Genomic DNA, 17658 nt, shown 5'->3' with positions numbered 1-17658 from the left:
CGCTCGCCGCATGCAGCCCCAGCAGTCGGACGGCGTACCCGCCTTCACACCGCCGGACCCGACCGCCCGACGCCGCATCCCGGCCTGGTTGATCCTGGTGCTCGTGCTGGGTGTCGTCGTGGTGGTCGGCGGCACGATCACGGCCGTGGTGCTCGCCCGGCGCTCGTCCGGCGACGGCCCGATCGGCGTCGGCGACCACAGCGGGGCGCGCACGCTCGACCACTTCGTCGGGCTGCGGCCGGTCCGTGCCTCGCATCCCGCGCCCTGCAAGGGTGACGACCTGCCGGGCAAGGACACGAGCGGGAAGACGCTCTGCTACCGGCTCGGCTCCGGGATGAGCCTCAGCGCGGTGCGCGACCTGACGCTGGCGCCGAACTCGTACGGCGGCGGCGTGCTGATCCAGATCTCGCTGCGGTCCGCCGACACGACGCGGTTCGCCGACCTGACGAGGAGGATCGCGACCGCCTCACCGCCCGGGAACCAGCTCGCCATCGTGGTGCGCGACGAGGTGGTGGCCGCACCGGTTGTCGCCGAGCCGATCACCGGCGGCGAGCTGCAGATCGCCGGCGGGTTCGACGCCGACCAGGCCACCCGCCTCGCCGACCGCATCCTGCACTGAGACCGGGATCCGGGCGCCGGCTACGACGCAGCCAGCGAGCTCAGCCCGGACGTCAGGTCGTCGAGGCTCATCGCCGGCGTCACCTCGATGCGAGCGTGCAGCATCGTCCACAACGGTTCGGTCAGCGTCACCAGTTGCGACGGGTCTGCCAGGTCGAAGACGAGGAACCCGCCGCGACAGCCGTTGACCGGAAAGAAGTAGGCCGCCTCCGGCTTCAGCATCCCCAGCATCCGTTCCATGCCCTTCTGCATCTCGCCCGACCGGAGGAGCTCGTTGCCCGCCTCGGTGTCGACCTCGAACCGCAGCATCATACGCATCGCAACCACCGCCTTACCGATGGTTCACATGCTCCGCGCGTGAACCGGCCCCGTCCACCCACCGAGCGGCCGGTGCACGGGGCCGATCGGTCCCGCCCGATCGGGTGTCCGCCGCGACGCCCGACCCAGCCGGAGCCGAAGCGTCGCGGCGCTGCAACCACCGTCGCGACCGCTCACGCCGCCGGTTGGCGGTACCGGGCGACCATCCCGGTGTACTCGTACGGCGACTGTTGCACGCCGCTGCACGTGTCCGGCAGGTCGGACCCGTCCGCCTGGCACTGCCGGTCGCGGTTGACGTTCCAGAACGTCAGGCGCCCGATCTGGTGTCGGTGGGCATAGCCGAGCACCTGGCGGAAGTCCTGCAGCGTGATGACCTCGCCCGGGTCCTCGTTGACGCCGGCGAGGCTCGACAACCCGACGTGCCGGTACGCTTCGCGGTCGCTCATCCCGTACACGTCGCGAACGACCGTCTGCATGCCGTTCATCGCCCGGATCGACGCATCGCCCATGTCGATGGCGCCCTTGCCGAACCAGAACGCCATCCCCGCCCACGCGGTCACGTCCAGGTTCACCGCCTTGGCGTCGTCGACCAGCGCGATGCCGTTGCCGCTGAACCCGGTGTCGAACACCGGCACCGTCAGGTACACCTTCAGGCCGGGGTTGCGGTCCTGGAGCAGCTTGAGCGCGGCGACGTTGCGCTGCCGCGCCGCCGGGTCGGCAAACTCGGCGCCTTCGATGTCGAGGTCCACCGCCTTGAGCTCGTACGCATCCACCACCTGCTGGTACGCGGCGGCCAGGGCCTCGGTGGAGTCGCACGCCTGGCCCAGCTTGTACACGCCCCCACCGCCCAGGGACGGGATCACGTCCCCGCCCGCGGCGCGGATCGCGGCGATCGCCCTGCTCTGCGCCGAACCGGGGTCGAAGGAGCCGCCGCCGTCCCACTGCGGTGCACAGGTCGTCGCGTCCGGCGCGACCACGAACGCCAGCGTGAACCACCGGATCCCGGTGCGCCGCATGATGTCCACCGGATCGGGCCGGTTGTACGAGTCGAAGTAGTAGTACGGTGCCGCCGCGATCGAGCCCGGCGGAGTGCCGGCCGGCGCGTCCGACGCGTCGGCCGCGCCGGCGGCGGAGATCGGAAGGATGGCCGCGGCGACCGCCGCGACGGCGAGGCGCCGCAGCCACCGCAGGGTCCGGGTGCGCGGCGAGGAGGTCAGCCCCGGGTCGGGGCAACTAGTTTTCAACGCTCACCTTCCAACATGTTGGAAATATACGAGTGAGCGCAGTCTATGGTCCCGCGCAACCCCCGTCCCGCCCCGAGCACAAACCGCCCGAGCACGAAGAAACGGCCCGCGACCAGATCCTGGTCGCGGGCCGTTCGCCTGCTGGTGCGCGGTACAGGGATTGAACCTGTGACCTCTTCCGTGTCAGTTACAAGCAGTGAGGTCCGATGCAGTCTCCACCGCTGGTCAGCGGCTTGTAGTGCCATGATCAGGTCGCGTCTGGCTGGGCTCGTTGCTGTACTTCCCTGCTGTACGTCTGGCCCGCGGGCCTTCGCTCGCGGCGGCGCTCGGCACTCCACGCGGGCACAGGCATCGTCAGCTGGCCGCCAACATGACCAAGCTCGTCACGGTCGACACGAGTCCGCCGACCGACACCAGGGTGGCGAGCCCCTCCTTGGGAGACACCCACAGCCCCCGGTTCAGCGCACGCCACTGGTGCGGGATGACCGTCATCTTGAGCTTCTGCAGCTTGTGCTGCCGATAGCTGCACCCCAACAACAAGCCGCGCGAGTTGTTCCGGCACAGCGTTCCATCTCGGGTTACCGCACAGCAGAACACCGGCGCCCTGAACAGAAAGAACACCATGACCAGCACCGACAGCACGACTAGGGCCAACGGACCGACCGCAGACGTCCACCACGCCGTGATCAGCAGAAGCAACACAAGGTAACCCCAGTACTTCCCGATCCCCTTCATGGACCGGACCCTATCGACCAAACAGGACACCGAGTGCACTCAGTGTCTCCAACACGACACAAGAAGTACGGCTCGCCCGAGCAGTCTGCGGCCTCTACTAAGACCTGCCGGTTTCCGGATCCTCACTCTCAGCGTTGCCCACTGCTTCCCGTTACCCGTCCCCACCTGTGACGTTAGCCAACCATCGAACCTTCTGGTTGCCCTCGGTTCCCGTCACTTCCCATCCAAAAACATGAGTTAGCTATGGCGCGTCGAGACCCTGGCGGGAGAGTGGAGTCGTTGCGGGTCGTGTCCCGGCGGCCCTCCGACCTCGCGCCTTTCCCAACGTTGGGTGCGGACAAGTTGGGTCAGTGACTTCGATCAAACCCAAACAGGGCCCGAATCGGTGGTAAAAGACGTCCATGCGGCCCATAGACACCTAAAGGTTGTCCCGTAATCGTTGGTCCGCTCGGTCGTTGACCTTGGTGTGGAGCAGACGATCAGGTCCGATCAGCCGCAGTGGATCCCGGTGTTCACCGGCCTGTCAGCCCGGCAGTTCGGCAAGCTGGTGGCCATCGTGGCTGGTCGCGGCGGACAGCAGACCGGCGCTGGCCGCCGGTGGGGTCTGTCGCTGGCCGACCGGGTGTTGTTGGTGGCCACCTACTACCGCACCAACCTGACGCTGCGGCAGATCGCGCCGCTGTTCGGAGTATCGAAGTCGGCCGCCGGGCGCATCGTCGATCACCTGGCCCCACACCTGGTACTGGAGCCCCAGAGCCGCCGGCACCGACCCGACACGGTCCTGATCGTGGACGGCACGCTGGTGCCCACCCACGACCGGAACATGTCGGCCCGGTCGAAGAACTACCGGTACTCCACCAACCTGCAAGTGGCCATCGACGCCAACACCCGCCTGACCGTCGCGGTCGGAGATCCGTTGCCCGGCAACCGCAACGACTGCCGCGCCTACACCGACTCCGGCGTCGACCAACAGTGCGCCGGCGCGGCGGTAATGGCCGACGGCGGCTACCAGGGCAACCCGGAGGTAATCATGCCCTACCGCAAGCCGCGCGAGGGTGAACCGCCGCTGCCGCAGTGGAAACAGGACCTCAACACCGTCCACCGCCGTATCCGCGCCCGCGTCGAGCACTGCTTCGCCCACATGAAGTCCTGGAAGATCCTCCGCGACTGCCGCCGCAAACAACGAGGCGTCTGGTACGCCGCCGCCGGTATCGCGTTGATGCGCAACCTGACCATGGTCGTATGACCGGCCCGACGCGGCCGTGAAGTCCTTCCGCGTCAACCCATCAAGATCATTACGGGACAACCTTTAGCCGGCATGCGACTGCAATTGGACATACTGAGCCTTTTTCATCCTGCTGCGAGTTCGTGGTCTTGAAGGACGTGGATGGCTTTGGCGAGTCGGCCGGCGCGGTGGGGGCTGGAGCGTAGCTTGCGCAGGATGCGCCAGGTTTTGAGCTGGGCGTTGGCGCGTTCGCCGGGGCCACGCAGCCTCGCGTGCGCCCGGTTGGCAGCTTTCTGAGACTCGGGTTTACCCTTGCCCTTGTACGGAGTGATCACCGGCTCGCCGATCCCGTGATAGCCCTTGTCGCCCAGGGCGATCAGCCCGGCCTGGCGTAGCGCGGCGAGAATGTTCCAGATGCGGGCGGCGGCGGTGTCGTGCACGCTGCCGGGCAACGCACCCGACACCCACAGGATGGCCCCGTCGGGTGCCGAGATCACCTGCAGGTTCATCCCGTGCATCCGGTGCTTGCCGGAGTAGAACGGCCGGTCGGCGGCCACCCGATCGATCGGGACCAGGGTTCCGTCGATGATCACGTAGGCCATGCCGGCCCGCCTCGCGGTCTTCAGCGCCGCCTGCAGCTTCGGTGCCCGGTCGGCCAGCAGCTCCACCGTCTCGTTGACGTAGCGCCAGCAGGTGGCTGTGGACACCTCGAAACCCGCCCCGACCTGCGTGAACGGTTCACCTTTGCGCAGATACACCAGCACCAGCAGCGCCTGTTGCCCCGCATCCAGCGCCCGCCACCGCGAGCCGAGTTGCCGACGATGGCGGCGGATGAGTCCAGACACGAAGGTCAGGGTCTGAGATGACAACGGCAGCGCGGCACGGTAAAACAACATGAAGAAGCCCTTGCTGACGACAGCAGATCTTGGTCGATCGCCGTCATAGCAAGGGCTTCGCTACATCCCCGACCGCGACACGCCCCTCTCGGTCACGAACCCGTCTCGATCCCCAGCGGCCCAACACATCCCCACCACGATGAAAAGGGCTCACTGAGCACGTCTCACGGAGGGGATCTATGAAGTTATTTATAAGCTGGTCAAAACCTACAAGCAGGTCAATTGCTGGCATCCTACGAGACTGGCTTCCGGACGTTATACAACAAATCGAGCCGTGGATTTCAAGCGAAGATATCGACAAGGGTGCGAGATGGGCGACTGAAATTGGAGAAAAGCTCGATCAGTCGAATCAAGGAATTCTTTGTGTGACGCCGGAGAATATCCGAGAGCCGTGGCTTAACTTCGAAGCGGGCGCTCTCGCAAAATCGCTTGATAATGCAAGAGTGCGGCCTGTCTTGTTCAATGTCAGCCCTTCAGATGTCACCGGGCCCCTTACTCAGTTCCAAGCCACCGAAGCGTCCGATCATGACGACATGCTGCGTTTAATCGTGTCTTTGAACCAGTCATGCGGAGACCTTGCACTTGAGGCGCGACGCCTCGAGTCCGCATTTGAGCGCGTATGGAAAACGTACCTAGATAGGTTAGGGAAGATCGATACAAGACCACATCGTAAGACAGACAGTCGATCGACCGATGACGTTACCCGCGAAATATTGCTTAGAGTGAGAGATCTTCAAAGGCTAACCGAGGACACTCTGCACTCTCCCCGAAGAGAAAAGCCACAACTATCACTCATTGAGTTTGCCGATTCGAAGTTGGCACCAATCGGATCCTTCGCAGAGCATCCACGCTACGGTACAGGGCAGGTGATTAGGAAGCTTAACGGCGACACCGTTCTGGTAAGTTTCCCCGCAACCAAGGGAAACGTGGAAGTTCCGTCCGCCGAGCTAAACCTCATACAATTTATAAAAGGCGAGCAGATCGTATAGACAAAAAGCGGAGGTTTCCCCTCCCGTCGCCGTCGTCCCACCCTCCCCGGGAAGCGGACCGTCGCCGGCGCCGCCACCTGCCGACGGCCTGGACGTGCCCGCCCACGCTGGCGGCCCCGACGACGGTCTGCTCGGCTGTCCCTGGGGCTGCGGTGACGGGATGGCGGCCGGTGACCACCCCGCAACCCTCCGGCTGGCAATGCAGCCCATCAGGGCCCCGAAATCCCCGGAAGATCGATGACAACAGAGAGCATAGCCTGACAAACCTAAGACGGAGGAAGAATGCTGTAGTAAAACGTTGTCGCTTCGTCGAATGAATTATGCTTGTGATAAGTCTTCGGTGACTTTAAGAAGATCAGGACCGATGCTCTGACATTAATGTGACTGGTTCCGATTGCGAAGTCCCATTCGAACTCAGATCCCTCAGACGTAAAAACTGCACCCCTTCCATTAACGAACACCTCCCATGTGGGAATATCTCCATCCGGATCCCAGGCCCGTCCAGTAAAGTGAAGAGTGTCTCCAGCTCTTAAGGTAAGGCCAGTCTCGATACTGAGCGCGTCTCCACCTTCATTGCCAAAATTGTCTCTCAGATACTCAATCCTCGGGAAGTGCTCGCGCTCCAACCCTCCAGCCCCCTTCGAAAGATACAATGTAATCTGCTGCCGCAGCTCACCGCTCATTCCTACTACAAGACTTTCCTCAAATGGAAGCAGATCCCTTGAGTGCGCGTCTGGATTTCTAAATGCGCCAATTCTATCCAGATACACCTCTAGTCGTTTCTTATCTTGGAAGCATTCTTTGAATCCCAGCTGCCAGCTTTTATTGATCAGAGTGTAGAGGTCATGAAATTCCGAATACCACAAGAGCCTACGATCGACCTCCCCGCCTGGACGTCGCTTAGGTTCCTCGTCTCGCCGTTCTTCCCACCTCGAAACCTTTTCTTCGCTCACACCGCATTTCGCAACCCAGTCCGGTCCAAGTTCCCGAGACAACACGGTCTCAATCAGAGTACGAAGCGATTGCTCTAGAGTGTTAATAGATTTCCCGATATCAGGCACTTTTATCCCTTTGGGTTATCCGTGAAAAGCTAGCAGCAGAATAGCGACGTTTCCGCCATCCCGTCGCCGTCGTCCCACCCTTCTGGGGAGCGGGCCGGTGTCGGGGCCGCCACCTGCCGACGGCCTGGACGTGCCCGCCCACGCTGGCGGCCCCGGCGGCGGTCTGCTCGGCTGTGCCTGGGGCGGCGGTGACGGGATGGCGACGGTGACCACCCAGCAACCCGCCGGCCGGCCAACGGCCCCCAGCCATCCCGGAGCCTGAGCGCCCCCGCCGGAGGCGCCGTCACCGCAACCGCTCGACAATCCGCCGCCCAGCCGACCCGCCCGGCGTGCCCCCACCGTCCGGCGCCGGCGGTGACCGGCGCGGCCAGCGGCTCACGATTCGTGCGATGAGGCCGTCGCTCTCGGTGTGAACTTGCCGAGGGTGGCGGCCCTGTTGGTGTGCGCGCCTGCCGCGGGCCTGGAGCGTTCCGGCCGCGGGCGCCAGCAGAGCGGCCGGAACGCGGCCCGAACGGCGGCGCGCGCGGCCCGTCAGGGCCGCCTTGAACCCGTACAGAAAGTTCTCACCGGATCTGGACCCGGTGCTGTTGTCCTCCGTCGACTGATGCGCGACACTCGTCCGCCACTTGATGTGGGGTCTGTCAAACGTTCGGTGTATCTCAGGGTTGGGTGGGTTACTTCTTGCCGGCGGCCAGACGGCCGTCGAAGGCGATGTCGAACGCGTTGAGTGCGGGCTTCCACCGCATCATCCAGCGTTTGCGTCCGATGCCGGTCGGGTCCAGGCTCATCACCGCCATGTAGACACACTTGAGCGCGGCCTGTTCGTTGGGGAAGTGCCCGCGGGCCCGCACAGCGCGACGGATCCGGGCGTTGACCGACTCGATCGCGTTGGTCGAGCAGACCACCCGCCGGATCTCCGGGTCGAACGCCAGGAACGGCACGAACTCGGCCCAGGCGCGTTCCCAGAGCCGGACGATGGCCGGGTATCGGGTGCCCCACGCCTCGGTGAACTCGGCGAACCGCTCGGCCGCGGCGGCCTCGGTGGGCGCGGTGTAGACCGGCCGTAGCGCCTTGGCGATAGCGTCGAAGTGCTGCCGGCCGGCGTAACGGAAACTGTTGCGCAGCAGGTGCACCACGCAGGTCTGCGTCACCGTGGCTGGCCACACACTGGCGATCGCTTCCGGTAGCCCGGACAGCCCGTCGCAGACCATCATCAACACATCGGCCACGCCCCGGTTCTTCAGCTCAGTGAGCACATGCAGCCAGTACTTGGCGCCTTCACCGCCGTCACCGGCCCACAGCCCGAGGATGTCACGGTTGCCCTCGCAGGTGACCGCCAGCGCCACATAGATCGGCCGGTTCGCAACCTGACCATCACGGATCTTGACGTGGATAGCGTCGATGAACACCACCGGATACACTGCATCCAGCGGCCGGTTCTGCCACTCGACCATGCCCTCGATCACCTTGTCGGTGATCGTGGAGATCGTCTGGCGTGACACCTGCGCCCCATACACCTCAGCCAGATGGGCCTGGACCTCGCCGGTAGTCAATCCCTTGGCCGCCAGAGAGATCACCATCTCATCGACCCCGGACAGCCGCTTCTGTCGCTTCGCCACGATCCTCGGCTCGAAACTGCCATTGCGGTCCCGAGGAACATCCAGCTCGACCGGACCGACCTCGGTGAGCACGGTCTTGCTGCGGACGCCGTTGCGGGAGTTGCCGCTACCTCGACCAGCCGGATCGTGAGCCTGGTAGCCCAGATGGTCGGTAATCTCGCCCTCCAACGCCGACTCCAGCACCCGCTTGGTCAGCGCCGCCAGCAGCCCGCCCTCCCCGGTCAGCTGCAGCCCACCGGCCTTGGCCCGATCGACCAGCTGATCAATCAGCTGCTCATCCAGCCCGCCCAGGCCAGCCGCCCGTGTCGGATCGTCGGTGTTGTCCATACCAGACATCATCTCGGTCATCGATGTCACTTCCATGATCGGGAGTTACACCGAACGTCTTACAGTCCCACTGATCACACTGGACCCGGTGCTGTGTCCTGTCTCGGATGACGGTTGACAGTCGTGTGTCAGATGATGCTTGACGGACGGACGTCGTTGCTGGACAGGAGGCGTTGCGGGTGTATGTGAGGTGCGACGAAGACCCAGGCATATGAGCATCTGGGACGACCTGACCCGAGAAGAGCAGGTGGTCATGACGACGGCGCTGGAGGAGTGCTATCTCAACGGGGTGATCGGCGACTATCTCGGCCATGCCGAGAGTGGCGGAGCGGTGTGGATCTTCGGCAATGACGTCGAAGCGATTGAGGCGCTCATTCCACGGTTCGCCGAGGTGGTTCGGGGCATGATCCGTCGGGACCTGATCGAGATTCGGGAACCGATGGACGCTGTCTGGGACCATGCCCCAGCGATGACGACGGCCGAGATCGAGGCGACGCTTGCCGATCGGCGCACGTGGATCTGGGGCGACGGCGATGACACCCGGATGGTCATGTTGATGACCACAGACCTGGCGGACCGGCTGTTGGGACGATAGGTCTGTTGTGCGGCGTGGCGAGTCACGGCCCTCTAGCCGTCAGCGTCAGCCGACACAGATCCGGCAAGCATCACCTGAGCCACGACAGGGGCCTGCTGCGCCTCGTGGCCTGGTCGCGTAGCGTCAGGGCCATGGCTAGGGCTGGTTGAAGAGGTGCGGGCGAGCCGCGCAATTTCAGCCGGAGCTGGGAGTACCGGTGTGGCCGTGCCGGGGTGCGTCGAATCACCGTGCACGACGCTCGGCGGACCTGCGCCACGCTGCTGGTGGATCTCGACGTCCACCCTCGCGTGATCATGAGCGTCCTGCGGCACGCACAGATCTCGGTGACGATGAAGGTCTACGCGCAGGCCACCTCGGCGAAGACCCGCGACGCGCTCAAGCGACTTGGGGAGAGCCTGGGTGAGTGACCTACTGCTGTACTTCGTAGCTGGCAACGCCCCGATCCAAGATCGGACCGGGGCGTTTTGCCTGGTGCGCGGTACAGGGATTGAACCTGTGACCTCTTCCGTGTCAGGGAAGCGCTCTCCCGCTGAGCTAACCGCGCGAGGTGGGAGCGGGAATCGAACCCGCGTACAGGGCTTTGCAGGCCCTTGCCTAAGCCACTCGGCCACCCCACCGGGTGTCCCGGCACTGCCGGGCGAGGGACGAACGCCACGCGGGCGCCGCATCCGAGCGGACGACGGGATTCGAACCCGCGACCCTCACCTTGGCAAGGTGATGCGCTACCAGCTGCGCTACGTCCGCACGTCGCCGGTGCTCGTTGCCCCGGCGGCGAGTGAAACTGTAGCCGATCGCTCGGTACCGGCCAAACGCGGGGTCGTACCGCCTCCACCGGTATCGAACAGCACCGATGTGGCGGTTCAGCCCGCCGTGCCGGACAATCCGGTACAGCTGCGAAGATCGTCCACCTTGGTGGTGATGCGCCGCGCGGTCGAGCCGGTGGCCGGGATCGGCTGACCGGTACGGCGGGAGATCTCGGCCGGCAGGAACCGGGTGCCGGTCAGTTTGCCGCCGGTCAGCGTCAGCCGCAGTACCCCGGTGTCGTTGCTGAAGGCGTCGTCGCGCCACCACAGGAAGTTGCCCAGCCCGTAGTCGACGTACGTGTCACCCTCCCAGCCGGCGCCGAGCAGCAGGTGCGCGTGCGTGCCCACCACGGCGGTGGCGCCGGCCTTCGCCATCGCCGCGGCGAAGCTGCGCTGGTCGGCGATCGGGCAGTGGTTGCCCTCCTGGCCCCAGTGCGGGTAGACGATCACCACGTCGGCCTGCTTCCTCGCCGCCCGTACTGCGGCGACCGCGCGGGCGGTGTCGAACGTCTCGGCGATGCCGGACCGGTCGGGCGTCGCGAGCCACTGCTGCGCCAGCTCGGTGACCTGGCTGAAGGCCAGGAACGCGATCCGCACCCCGTGCACCGTGGTGATCCACGGCCGGTACGCGGCCGCCTCGTCGGCGCCGGCCCCGATCACCGGCATCCCGGCCGCCTTCGCGTAGCGCAGGGTGTCGGCAAGGCCGGTCCGGCCGTAGTCCATCGCGTGGTTGTTCGCCACCGTGACCACGTCCACACCGGCCGCCTTCACCGCGTCGAACGCGGCCGGCGGCGCCCGGAAGTGGAACTCCTTCGGCTCCGGCGTACCGCGAGTGGTGACCGCGGTCTCCAGGTTCACGATCGTCACGTCGGCCGCCGACAGCTGCTTCGCGACCGGGCCGAACGCGGTCTTCGGGTCCTTCAGCAGCCCAGCGGTACGGCCGGTGAAGTGCACGTCGCCGGCGAGCTCGATGCTGATCGTCGGCGGCCCGGTCGGGCTCGGGCTCGCGCTGGCACGGGTACGCGAGGATCGACGCTCGGCGGTCGACCGGTCACCGCTCGACGAGCACGCCGCCAGGGTGACCACCGCGACCGCGACGGCCAGGTACCGCAGGGCTGATCGCATCGGCCCAGGCTACGCAGCCCGGCCGGCCCGCACCGCACGCCATGCGGGCGGCCCTCAGGCGAGCGGGCCGAGAAGCTCCGCGTAGGCGGTGATGCCGGCGACGTGGTGGACGATCTGGCGGATCGTCCAGGCGCCCGGGTCCGACGCGCACGGCGCGTCGAGCTCGTCGGCCGACAGCCCGGCCAACCGGCCGCGATAGCAGAGCGCGAGGCGGCGCAGCCGGCTCGTCGCCTCGTCCAGGTCCGCCTCGGTGAACCGGGCGAAGTCCGCGTCCAGGGTGAGCCGGCGGCCGTGCCAACGGTCCGGTTCGGTGGGTACGCCGGCGAGCCGGCACTCGATCTCGGCGAGATGGTCGATCAGGTGGTCGGTCACCCGGCGCAGCGCCTTGTGCGGCGTCCAGGCGTTCCCTTCGCGGACGACCGGGTTGCCGGCGAAGGCCAGCCACGTCTCGGCCATCGCCAACACCTCGTCCACGGCGGCCGGGATCAGGGTGGTCACGTCACGTTCGTCGGTGTCCGGGACGGAATCGTCGTCGTCCTCGATGCTCAGGTAGCGGGTCACTCGCCAGACGCTAGGGCTCGGACGCTTCGCCGCTGGCCGAAACGTGCCCGCGCTAGCGTGCAGGGCATGAGTACCGAGTCGCTCGAGCCGTCCGCCGCCGTGGGCGAGACGGGCAGGGGCGCGAGGCCGCCGGCCGCCGAACAGGTGGCCGTCGCCGGGGCACCGTCGACCGCCGTGCCGGTGGCGGTGGGGGGCGCGGAATCCCCCGTGCCGGTGGCGGTCGGTGGCGCAGAACGCACCGTGCCGGTGGCCGTCGGGGACGTGGACGTCGCCGCGGCAGCGGTCGGGGGCGCGGAGTCTGCCGTACCGGAGGCCGTCGGGGAGGTGGACGTCGCCGCGGTGGCGCGGCTGATCGGTGAGCCGGCGCGGGCGGCCATGCTGGACGCGCTGCTCGCCGGCCGGGCGCTCGCCGCCGGCGAACTGGCCCGCATCGCCGGCGTGTCCCCCGGTACCGCGAGCGAGCACCTGGCCCGGCTGCGCGACGGCGGGCTGGTCGAGGTGGTGGCGGCGGGCCGGCACCGGTACCACCGGCTCGCGTCACCCGAGGTCGGCCAGGTACTGGAGGCGCTGGCACTGGTGAGCCGGCCCAAGCCGGTACGAACGCTGCGGCAGTCCCGGACCAACGCCGCACTGCTCGTCGCCCGTACCTGCTACGACCACTTGGCCGGCCAGATCGGGGTCGCCGTGCACGACGCCCTCGTTACCCGCCAGGCGCTGCACACCGTCCCGGCCGGATACGAGCTGACCCCGGCCGGGGTGGACCTGCTGACCGGCCTGGGCGTCGACGTGCCGGCCGCCCGGTCCGCGCGCCGCGCGTTCGCCCGCCCCTGCCTGGACTTCACCGAACGCCGCAGCCACCTCGCCGGTGCCCTCGGCGCGGCGATCTGCGCGCGCTTCCTCGCCCAGGGCTGGTTGGTGCGCCGTGCCACCGGTGACCGTGCCCTGCGACTCACCGACGGCGGCCGCCGAACGCTCGCGGACGCCTTCGGCATCACCGACGCCTGCTCCGGCTGAGCGTCGGTGCTACTCCGGGCGCGGGGACTGACGCAGCAGGCGGCTGACCGCGGACTCGACGTCGAGGTAGCGGCTCTCCTCGCCGGTCGGCACCGCGGCGAAGGTACGCCGCAGGAACCGGACGAGAATCTCCCGCGGCACCTCGAACAGCGCGTTACCGTCGGGCGATGACAGCGCCAGGGCGACCACGTCGCCGCGCGACGAGGACCACGGCCAGACCCGAACGTCGCCGATGCCGGTCGCCTCGGTCAGCCCGGACACCAACAGATCCCGGGCGAACGACCAGCTCACCGGGCCTCCAGTGACGCCGTCCGGATGGAACAACACGTGCACCGCGTACGGGTCGGTCGGGTCGTAGCGCAGGCTCGACCGGACCGGGAGCATCACCGAGTCAGGGGCAACAAGCTGGAGTGAGGCTTCGACTTCGACGGTCGTCGGGTGCATCGGCGTCTCCTGGCCTGCTCGGCGGGAACGGCTCGGTCCCGCACTGACGGTAAGACCGGGGCCGACCGTGGGTCATCGCAACCCGCCGACCAGTCCCGATCGTCGCTCTGTTCAGGTGATACCCCGTCTCCGGCCGGCGCATACGCCGTTGGCCACAACCTGGCAGAAGTTCGCCGGACGACCCATCTGCGGTCGGGACAAAAGCGGCAGTGTGCCGCCGCCATCCCGGTACCGTCGAGACAGTGCCGGCGACCCGCCGGCGATCGGTGAAGCGAGGTGAGCGGTGCCGGCGGAGATGCAGCAACACGATCAGCAGCCGGCGACGACCGCGCCCGGACACCCGCGCCGGGAACTGCACCGACCGCATCCGCTCGACCGGATCCGCGCCACGCCCGGCGGTCGGCTCGCGCTGAAGATCGGCGCCGGGGTGCTGGGCGGGGCGCTCGTGGTCCTCGGGTTGATCCTGGTGCCGCTGCCAGGCCCGGGATGGCTGATCGTGCTCGCCGGCCTCGCGGTGCTCGCCGTCGAGTACGCCTGGGCCCGTCACGTGCTGCGCTTCACCCGGCGCCAGCTACGCCGCTGGACCGATTGGCTGCTGCGCCGCTCCTGGCCGGTCCGCGCCCTGGTCGGTGTGGCGGGTTTCGTCCTGGTAGCGGCCGTGGTGTGGGCATCCGTACGGGTCAGTTTCGGCATCGACCTCGCCACCGCTGCCTGGGCGTATCTGAACACCTGACCCTGCCCTGCACCCCTGCCGGCACCGTCGGGTACAGTTCTCCACGTCCCGGGCGCGATTAGCTCAGCGGGAGAGCGCTTCGTTCACACCGAAGAGGTCACTGGTTCGATCCCAGTATCGCGCACCGCCACAGGCCCGGAGCTCCAGCTCCGGGCCTTGTTCGTACCCACAGTAGCCTCGGCGAAGAAGGCGCAGACCGCCCGGACGTGCGAGCGGCCGGCACCGGTACGTCGTTACTCCTTCTCCCACTTGTCGGTGAACGGGTCCTGACCGACCTGCGCCGAACAGATGTTGTAGCTGCCGGACGCGTGTCCGGTCGCGACCACCTTGCTACCGACGAGCACCTCACACGTGATGTCTCCGCCGCCGTTGAGTTGTGCGTTCACGAAGTAGTACAGGGTGTCGCCGGAGTCGTCGCGGGACAGCGTGGTCTGCCAGGGCACCTTGTCCGGCGCCTGGCGGTTGTCCGAGTCGGAGCCATACGTGGTGTCCACACTGGACGCAGTCCCCTCGACCCGGAACGTGACGGTCGGCTTCGATGCCGCATGGGCCTTCTGTTTCGTGGGCGCGGCGGCGCCCTTCTTTTGCGCTTGTTGCTTGGCGCTACCGAGGGGAGGCGGGGCACCGTTGTCGTTGCCGCCGCTGCCATCACTACCGCCGCCCATGACCAGGACGGTGCAACCGGCGATGGCACCTATCAGCACGACGAAGACTGCGGACAGGGTGATCAACACGGTTCGCCCGGTGTGCTTCTTCTTCGGTGGTTGCTGCGGCGGGTACGGATAGAACCCGGGCGGTGGTGTAGGTGGTTGCTGTGACATCTTTTCCTCCCCGATGGACAGGAGCCTTCGACCGCGGAGAGGCAGAGCGACTGCATTCGAGCGACAGCAAAGGGATCGGCTCGGCAATCGGCCACCCAGATCCGCTCGATCTGCGGGGGACAGAACACGGAAGGCAGGCGGCACGGTCGCTTCGAGCCGTGCCGAAGTCCGGTCTTGTTGGCTGTCGCCACCATCACGGACGAAGGATCCGCTACTCAGTGTGTTCTTGATGGTGACTGACGGTATCGGTCGGGCGGCCGACCGCCTGCGCCGAACCGTGGATGGTGGGCTGCCGGGTGGGCGGCTGCCGGCACACCGTCAGGGCAGGCGGGTGGGCCGAGAAGCCAGCCGCAGAACCCGATCGGTGCGCAGGTCCGGCCAGCGAGCCGTACTCCGTCGGACGGGTGGCGGCGGTCAGTCGCGGGCTTCGCGGAGGGTGTTGCGGGCGGTGCGGAGGATGGCTTCGTCGACGAAGCGGCCGTCGGGGAGCGCCGCTGCGCCCGTGGTCCCGAGCGCGAGTACGGCGCGGGCAGCGGCCAGTTCCGCCTCGGTCGGGGCGTACTCGGCGGCGATGACCGGCAGCTGTGCGGGGTGGATCGCGGCACGGCCGTGGAACCCCAGCCGCCGGCCGGCCCGGCAGGAGGCGGCGAGTCCGGCCAGATCCTTGACGTTGGCGTACACCGACTGGGCCGGTGCCGGCAGGCCCGCCGCCCGGGCCGCGACCAGTACCCGGGAGCGCGGGTAGGCCAGGCCGTCGTCGGCGTCGGCGGGCAGGCCGAGGTCGGCGCGCAGATCGGCCTCACCGAGCCCGATCGAGGCGACGGCCGGGTCCGCGGTCGCGATCCGGTACGCCGCCTCCACGCCCAACGCCGACTCCAGCAACGGATGCAGCGCCCGGCCGGGCAGCCGCTCGGCAACCGCCCGTACCGTGGCAGGGTCCTCGATCTTGGGTAGCCGTACCCCGATGGTGGCCGGCAGGTCGCCGAGCATGGTGAGGTCCGCCTCGCCGGCACCGGTCCGCACGTCGTTGACCCGTACCTGCACGGCGCGGTCGGTGACCTCGGCCAGCAGCCGGGCGGCCTGCTCGCGCGCGTGGTCCTTGCGGTCCGGGGCGACCGCGTCCTCCAGGTCGACCAGGACGACATCGGCGGGGCCGGCGAGGGCCTTGCCGATCCGGTCGGGCCGATCGGCCGGCACGTACAGCGCGGTCAGCATCCGACGCCCCGGTCCGGGAGCGGATTGCCGCCCTCCGCCTCGGCGCACGGCATCAGATCACCCCGGCGGCGCGGAACGCGGCGATCTCGTCGTCCGGGTAGCCGAGTTCGGCGAGGATCTCGTCGGTGTCGGCGCCCTGTCGCCGCCCGGTGAAGCGGATCGAGCCGGGAGTCGCGGACAGCCGGAACGGCACGTTCTGCATCGCGGTCGGGCCGAGGTCGGGGTCGTCGACCCGCACGATCGTGTGCAGCGCCGCGTACTGCGGGTCGGCCGCGATGTCGGATGCGTCGTAGATGGGTGCGACGGCGGCCTGCGCCCGTTCGAACGCGGCGACCACCTCGTCCCGGGTGCGCTGCGCGATCCAGGCGGCGACCGCGGAGTCCAGCTCGTCGGCGTGCGCGACCCGGCCGGCGCCGGTGGCGAACCAGTCCTGGCTCACCACGTCCGGCCGGCCGACCAGCCGCATCACCCGTTCGGCGATGCTCTGGGCGCTGGTGGACACCGCGACCCAGCGGCCGTCGGCGCACCGGTAGGTGTTGCGCGGGGCGTTGTTCGCCGACCGGTTGCCGGTGCGCGGCTGGACGGTGTGCAACTGGTCCCACTGGGTGATCTGCGGACCGAGCACGGCGAGCATCGGTTCCACGATGGACAGATCCACGACCTGGCCGGATCCGGTGGCGTGCCGGGCATGCACCGCGGCGAGCACCGCGTACGCGGCGGCGAACGAGGTGATGCCGTCGGCCAGGCCGAACGGCGGCAGCGTCGGCGGACCATCGGGGGTACCGGTCATCGCGGCGAACCCGCTCATCGCCTCGGCGAGGGTGCCGAACCCGGGTCGGCGCCGGTACGGGCCGACCTGACCGAAACCGGTGATCCGGGCCAGCACCAGACCCGGGTTGCCCGCCGACAGCTCGGCGTAGCCGAGGCCCCAGCGCTCCAGCGTGTCCGGGCGGAAGTTCTCCACCACCACGTCGGCGGTACCCGCCAGGCGGCGGAACACGTCCCGGCCGCCGTCGGTGGACAGGTCGAGGGTCATCGTCCGCTTGTTACGCCCGAGCGTCTTGTACCAGAGGTTGTGGCCGTCCTTGGCCGGACCGTGGCCCCGGGCCGGGTCCGGCCGGCGCGGGTGCTCGACCTTGACCACGTCGGCGCCGAGGTCCCCGAGGTGCATCGCGGTCAGCGGCCCGGCGAACAGCGTCGACGCGTCCACCACCCGCAGCCCGGCCAGCGGCCCGCGCCCCGGCCGCGCCGCCGCGCCGACGCCGGCGTCGAGCCCGGGATCCGGCGACGACGTGCTGGGAGCCGATGGCACGAT

The 17658-nt window shown here is 67.8% G+C and carries 18 protein-coding genes, 4 tRNA genes and 1 pseudogene; 8 read left to right on the top strand and 15 right to left on the bottom strand.

The genetic code is table 11. The annotated features are described in order from the left end of the window. The first annotated feature begins 10 nt into the window (after positions 1 to 10). Entirely contained in the window at positions 11 to 619 is a 609-nt protein-coding gene (locus Asera_RS21075) for a SecDF P1 head subdomain-containing protein (protein ID WP_030446240.1), read from the top strand. 20 nt (positions 620 to 639) lie between these two features. Here the strand turns inward: Asera_RS21075 and Asera_RS21070 are convergent, their stop codons facing one another. From Asera_RS21070 to Asera_RS21060, 3 genes are all read right to left on the bottom strand, one after another. After that, positions 640 to 936: a DUF3303 family protein gene (locus Asera_RS21070; protein ID WP_030446241.1), complete on the bottom strand. Its 297-nt coding sequence runs from the start codon at positions 934 to 936 to the stop codon at positions 640 to 642. Between the two features lie 173 nt (positions 937 to 1109). Further along, a complete protein-coding gene (locus tag Asera_RS21065; protein WP_051802221.1) occupies positions 1110 to 2180 on the bottom strand; it encodes a chitinase in 1071 nt (356 codons plus the stop codon). A gap of 354 nt (positions 2181 to 2534) precedes the next feature. Continuing rightward, positions 2535 to 2915 carry a hypothetical protein gene (locus Asera_RS21060; RefSeq protein WP_030446243.1) on the bottom strand — a complete coding sequence of 127 codons (381 nt, stop codon included), beginning with the start codon at positions 2913 to 2915 and terminating at the stop codon, positions 2535 to 2537. 466 nt (positions 2916 to 3381) lie between these two features. Between Asera_RS21060 and Asera_RS21055 the strand changes: the two genes are divergently transcribed. Next, positions 3382 to 4161, top strand: a complete 780-nt coding sequence (locus Asera_RS21055) for a transposase (protein WP_212804695.1) — start codon at positions 3382 to 3384, stop codon at positions 4159 to 4161. A gap of 104 nt (positions 4162 to 4265) precedes the next feature. Here Asera_RS21055 and Asera_RS21050 read toward each other — a convergent pair whose 3' ends face one another. After that, positions 4266 to 5036 (bottom strand): IS5/IS1182 family transposase, encoded by a 771-nt coding sequence (locus tag Asera_RS21050; RefSeq protein WP_030450047.1) that lies wholly within the window; start codon positions 5034 to 5036, stop codon positions 4266 to 4268. Positions 5037 to 5215: 179 nt separating this feature from the next. On the opposite strand from Asera_RS21050, the gene Asera_RS21045 reads away from it, so the two are divergent. Further along, a complete protein-coding gene (locus Asera_RS21045; protein ID WP_084132978.1) occupies positions 5216 to 6025 on the top strand; it encodes a toll/interleukin-1 receptor domain-containing protein in 810 nt (269 codons plus the stop codon). A gap of 266 nt (positions 6026 to 6291) precedes the next feature. On the opposite strand, the gene Asera_RS21040 is transcribed toward Asera_RS21045, so the two are convergent. Beyond that, positions 6292 to 7023, bottom strand: coding sequence for a hypothetical protein (locus tag Asera_RS21040; protein WP_157035260.1), 732 nt, complete (start codon positions 7021 to 7023; stop codon positions 6292 to 6294). A 737-nt stretch (positions 7024 to 7760) separates the two neighbouring features. Beyond that, entirely contained in the window at positions 7761 to 9032 is a 1272-nt protein-coding gene (locus Asera_RS21035) for an IS256 family transposase (RefSeq protein WP_212804791.1), read from the bottom strand. A 211-nt stretch (positions 9033 to 9243) separates the two neighbouring features. On the opposite strand from Asera_RS21035, the gene Asera_RS21030 reads away from it, so the two are divergent. Next, a complete protein-coding gene (locus tag Asera_RS21030) occupies positions 9244 to 9627 on the top strand; it encodes a hypothetical protein (RefSeq protein WP_030444498.1) in 384 nt (127 codons plus the stop codon). Between the two features lie 161 nt (positions 9628 to 9788). Then, positions 9789 to 10034: pseudogene (locus Asera_RS21025) on the top strand (tyrosine-type recombinase/integrase); the annotation flags it as partial. 62 nt (positions 10035 to 10096) lie between these two features. Here the strand turns inward: Asera_RS21025 and Asera_RS21020 are convergent. From Asera_RS21020 to Asera_RS21000, 5 genes are all read right to left on the bottom strand, one after another. Beyond that, positions 10097 to 10171, bottom strand: a tRNA-Val gene (locus tag Asera_RS21020). A gap of 1 nt (position 10172) precedes the next feature. Continuing rightward, positions 10173 to 10244, bottom strand: a tRNA-Cys gene (locus Asera_RS21015). Between the two features lie 54 nt (positions 10245 to 10298). Continuing rightward, positions 10299 to 10371: transfer RNA gene (locus Asera_RS21010), tRNA-Gly, on the bottom strand. Positions 10372 to 10487: 116 nt separating this feature from the next. Further along, positions 10488 to 11555: a CapA family protein gene (locus Asera_RS21005; RefSeq protein ID WP_035295374.1), complete on the bottom strand. Its 1068-nt coding sequence runs from the start codon at positions 11553 to 11555 to the stop codon at positions 10488 to 10490. A gap of 54 nt (positions 11556 to 11609) precedes the next feature. Continuing rightward, positions 11610 to 12116 carry a DinB family protein gene (locus Asera_RS21000; RefSeq protein WP_035295376.1) on the bottom strand — a complete coding sequence of 169 codons (507 nt, stop codon included), beginning with the start codon at positions 12114 to 12116 and terminating at the stop codon, positions 11610 to 11612. Between the two features lie 66 nt (positions 12117 to 12182). Here Asera_RS21000 and Asera_RS20995 point away from each other — a divergent pair, with 66 nt between their 5' ends. Further along, the gene (locus Asera_RS20995) at positions 12183 to 13130 is read left to right on the top strand and encodes a helix-turn-helix domain-containing protein (RefSeq protein WP_084130916.1); all 948 of its coding nucleotides are present in this window, start codon (positions 12183 to 12185) and stop codon (positions 13128 to 13130) included. Between the two features lie 9 nt (positions 13131 to 13139). Here the strand turns inward: Asera_RS20995 and Asera_RS20990 are convergent, their stop codons facing one another. Next, on the bottom strand, positions 13140 to 13574 hold the full coding sequence (locus Asera_RS20990) for an SsgA family sporulation/cell division regulator (protein WP_030444503.1): 435 nt from the start codon (positions 13572 to 13574) through the stop codon (positions 13140 to 13142). A 295-nt stretch (positions 13575 to 13869) separates the two neighbouring features. On the opposite strand from Asera_RS20990, the gene Asera_RS20985 reads away from it, so the two are divergent. Continuing rightward, positions 13870 to 14307: a TIGR02611 family protein gene (locus tag Asera_RS20985; protein ID WP_084130951.1), complete on the top strand. Its 438-nt coding sequence runs from the start codon at positions 13870 to 13872 to the stop codon at positions 14305 to 14307. 52 nt (positions 14308 to 14359) lie between these two features. Then, positions 14360 to 14431 (top strand) — tRNA-Val (locus Asera_RS20980). Positions 14432 to 14540: 109 nt separating this feature from the next. Here the strand turns inward: Asera_RS20980 and Asera_RS20975 are convergent. The 3 genes from Asera_RS20975 to Asera_RS20965 form a co-directional block, all read right to left on the bottom strand. After that, positions 14541 to 15128: a hypothetical protein gene (locus Asera_RS20975; protein ID WP_211255471.1), complete on the bottom strand. Its 588-nt coding sequence runs from the start codon at positions 15126 to 15128 to the stop codon at positions 14541 to 14543. Positions 15129 to 15542: 414 nt separating this feature from the next. Then, positions 15543 to 16343, bottom strand: a complete 801-nt coding sequence (locus Asera_RS20970; protein WP_030444506.1) for an HpcH/HpaI aldolase/citrate lyase family protein — start codon at positions 16341 to 16343, stop codon at positions 15543 to 15545. A gap of 52 nt (positions 16344 to 16395) precedes the next feature. Then, complete coding sequence (locus Asera_RS20965) at positions 16396 to 17655, bottom strand: CaiB/BaiF CoA transferase family protein (protein ID WP_244843974.1); 1260 nt, start codon at positions 17653 to 17655, stop codon at positions 16396 to 16398. Positions 17656 to 17658 lie beyond the last annotated feature (3 nt).

This window comes from Actinocatenispora sera, from assembly GCF_018324685.1.
GTDB classification, from domain to species: Bacteria; Actinomycetota; Actinomycetes; order Mycobacteriales; family Micromonosporaceae; genus Actinocatenispora; species Actinocatenispora sera.
The sequence above is the reverse complement of the archived record's forward strand: the minus strand, read 5'-3'. Positions and strand labels throughout refer to the sequence as shown.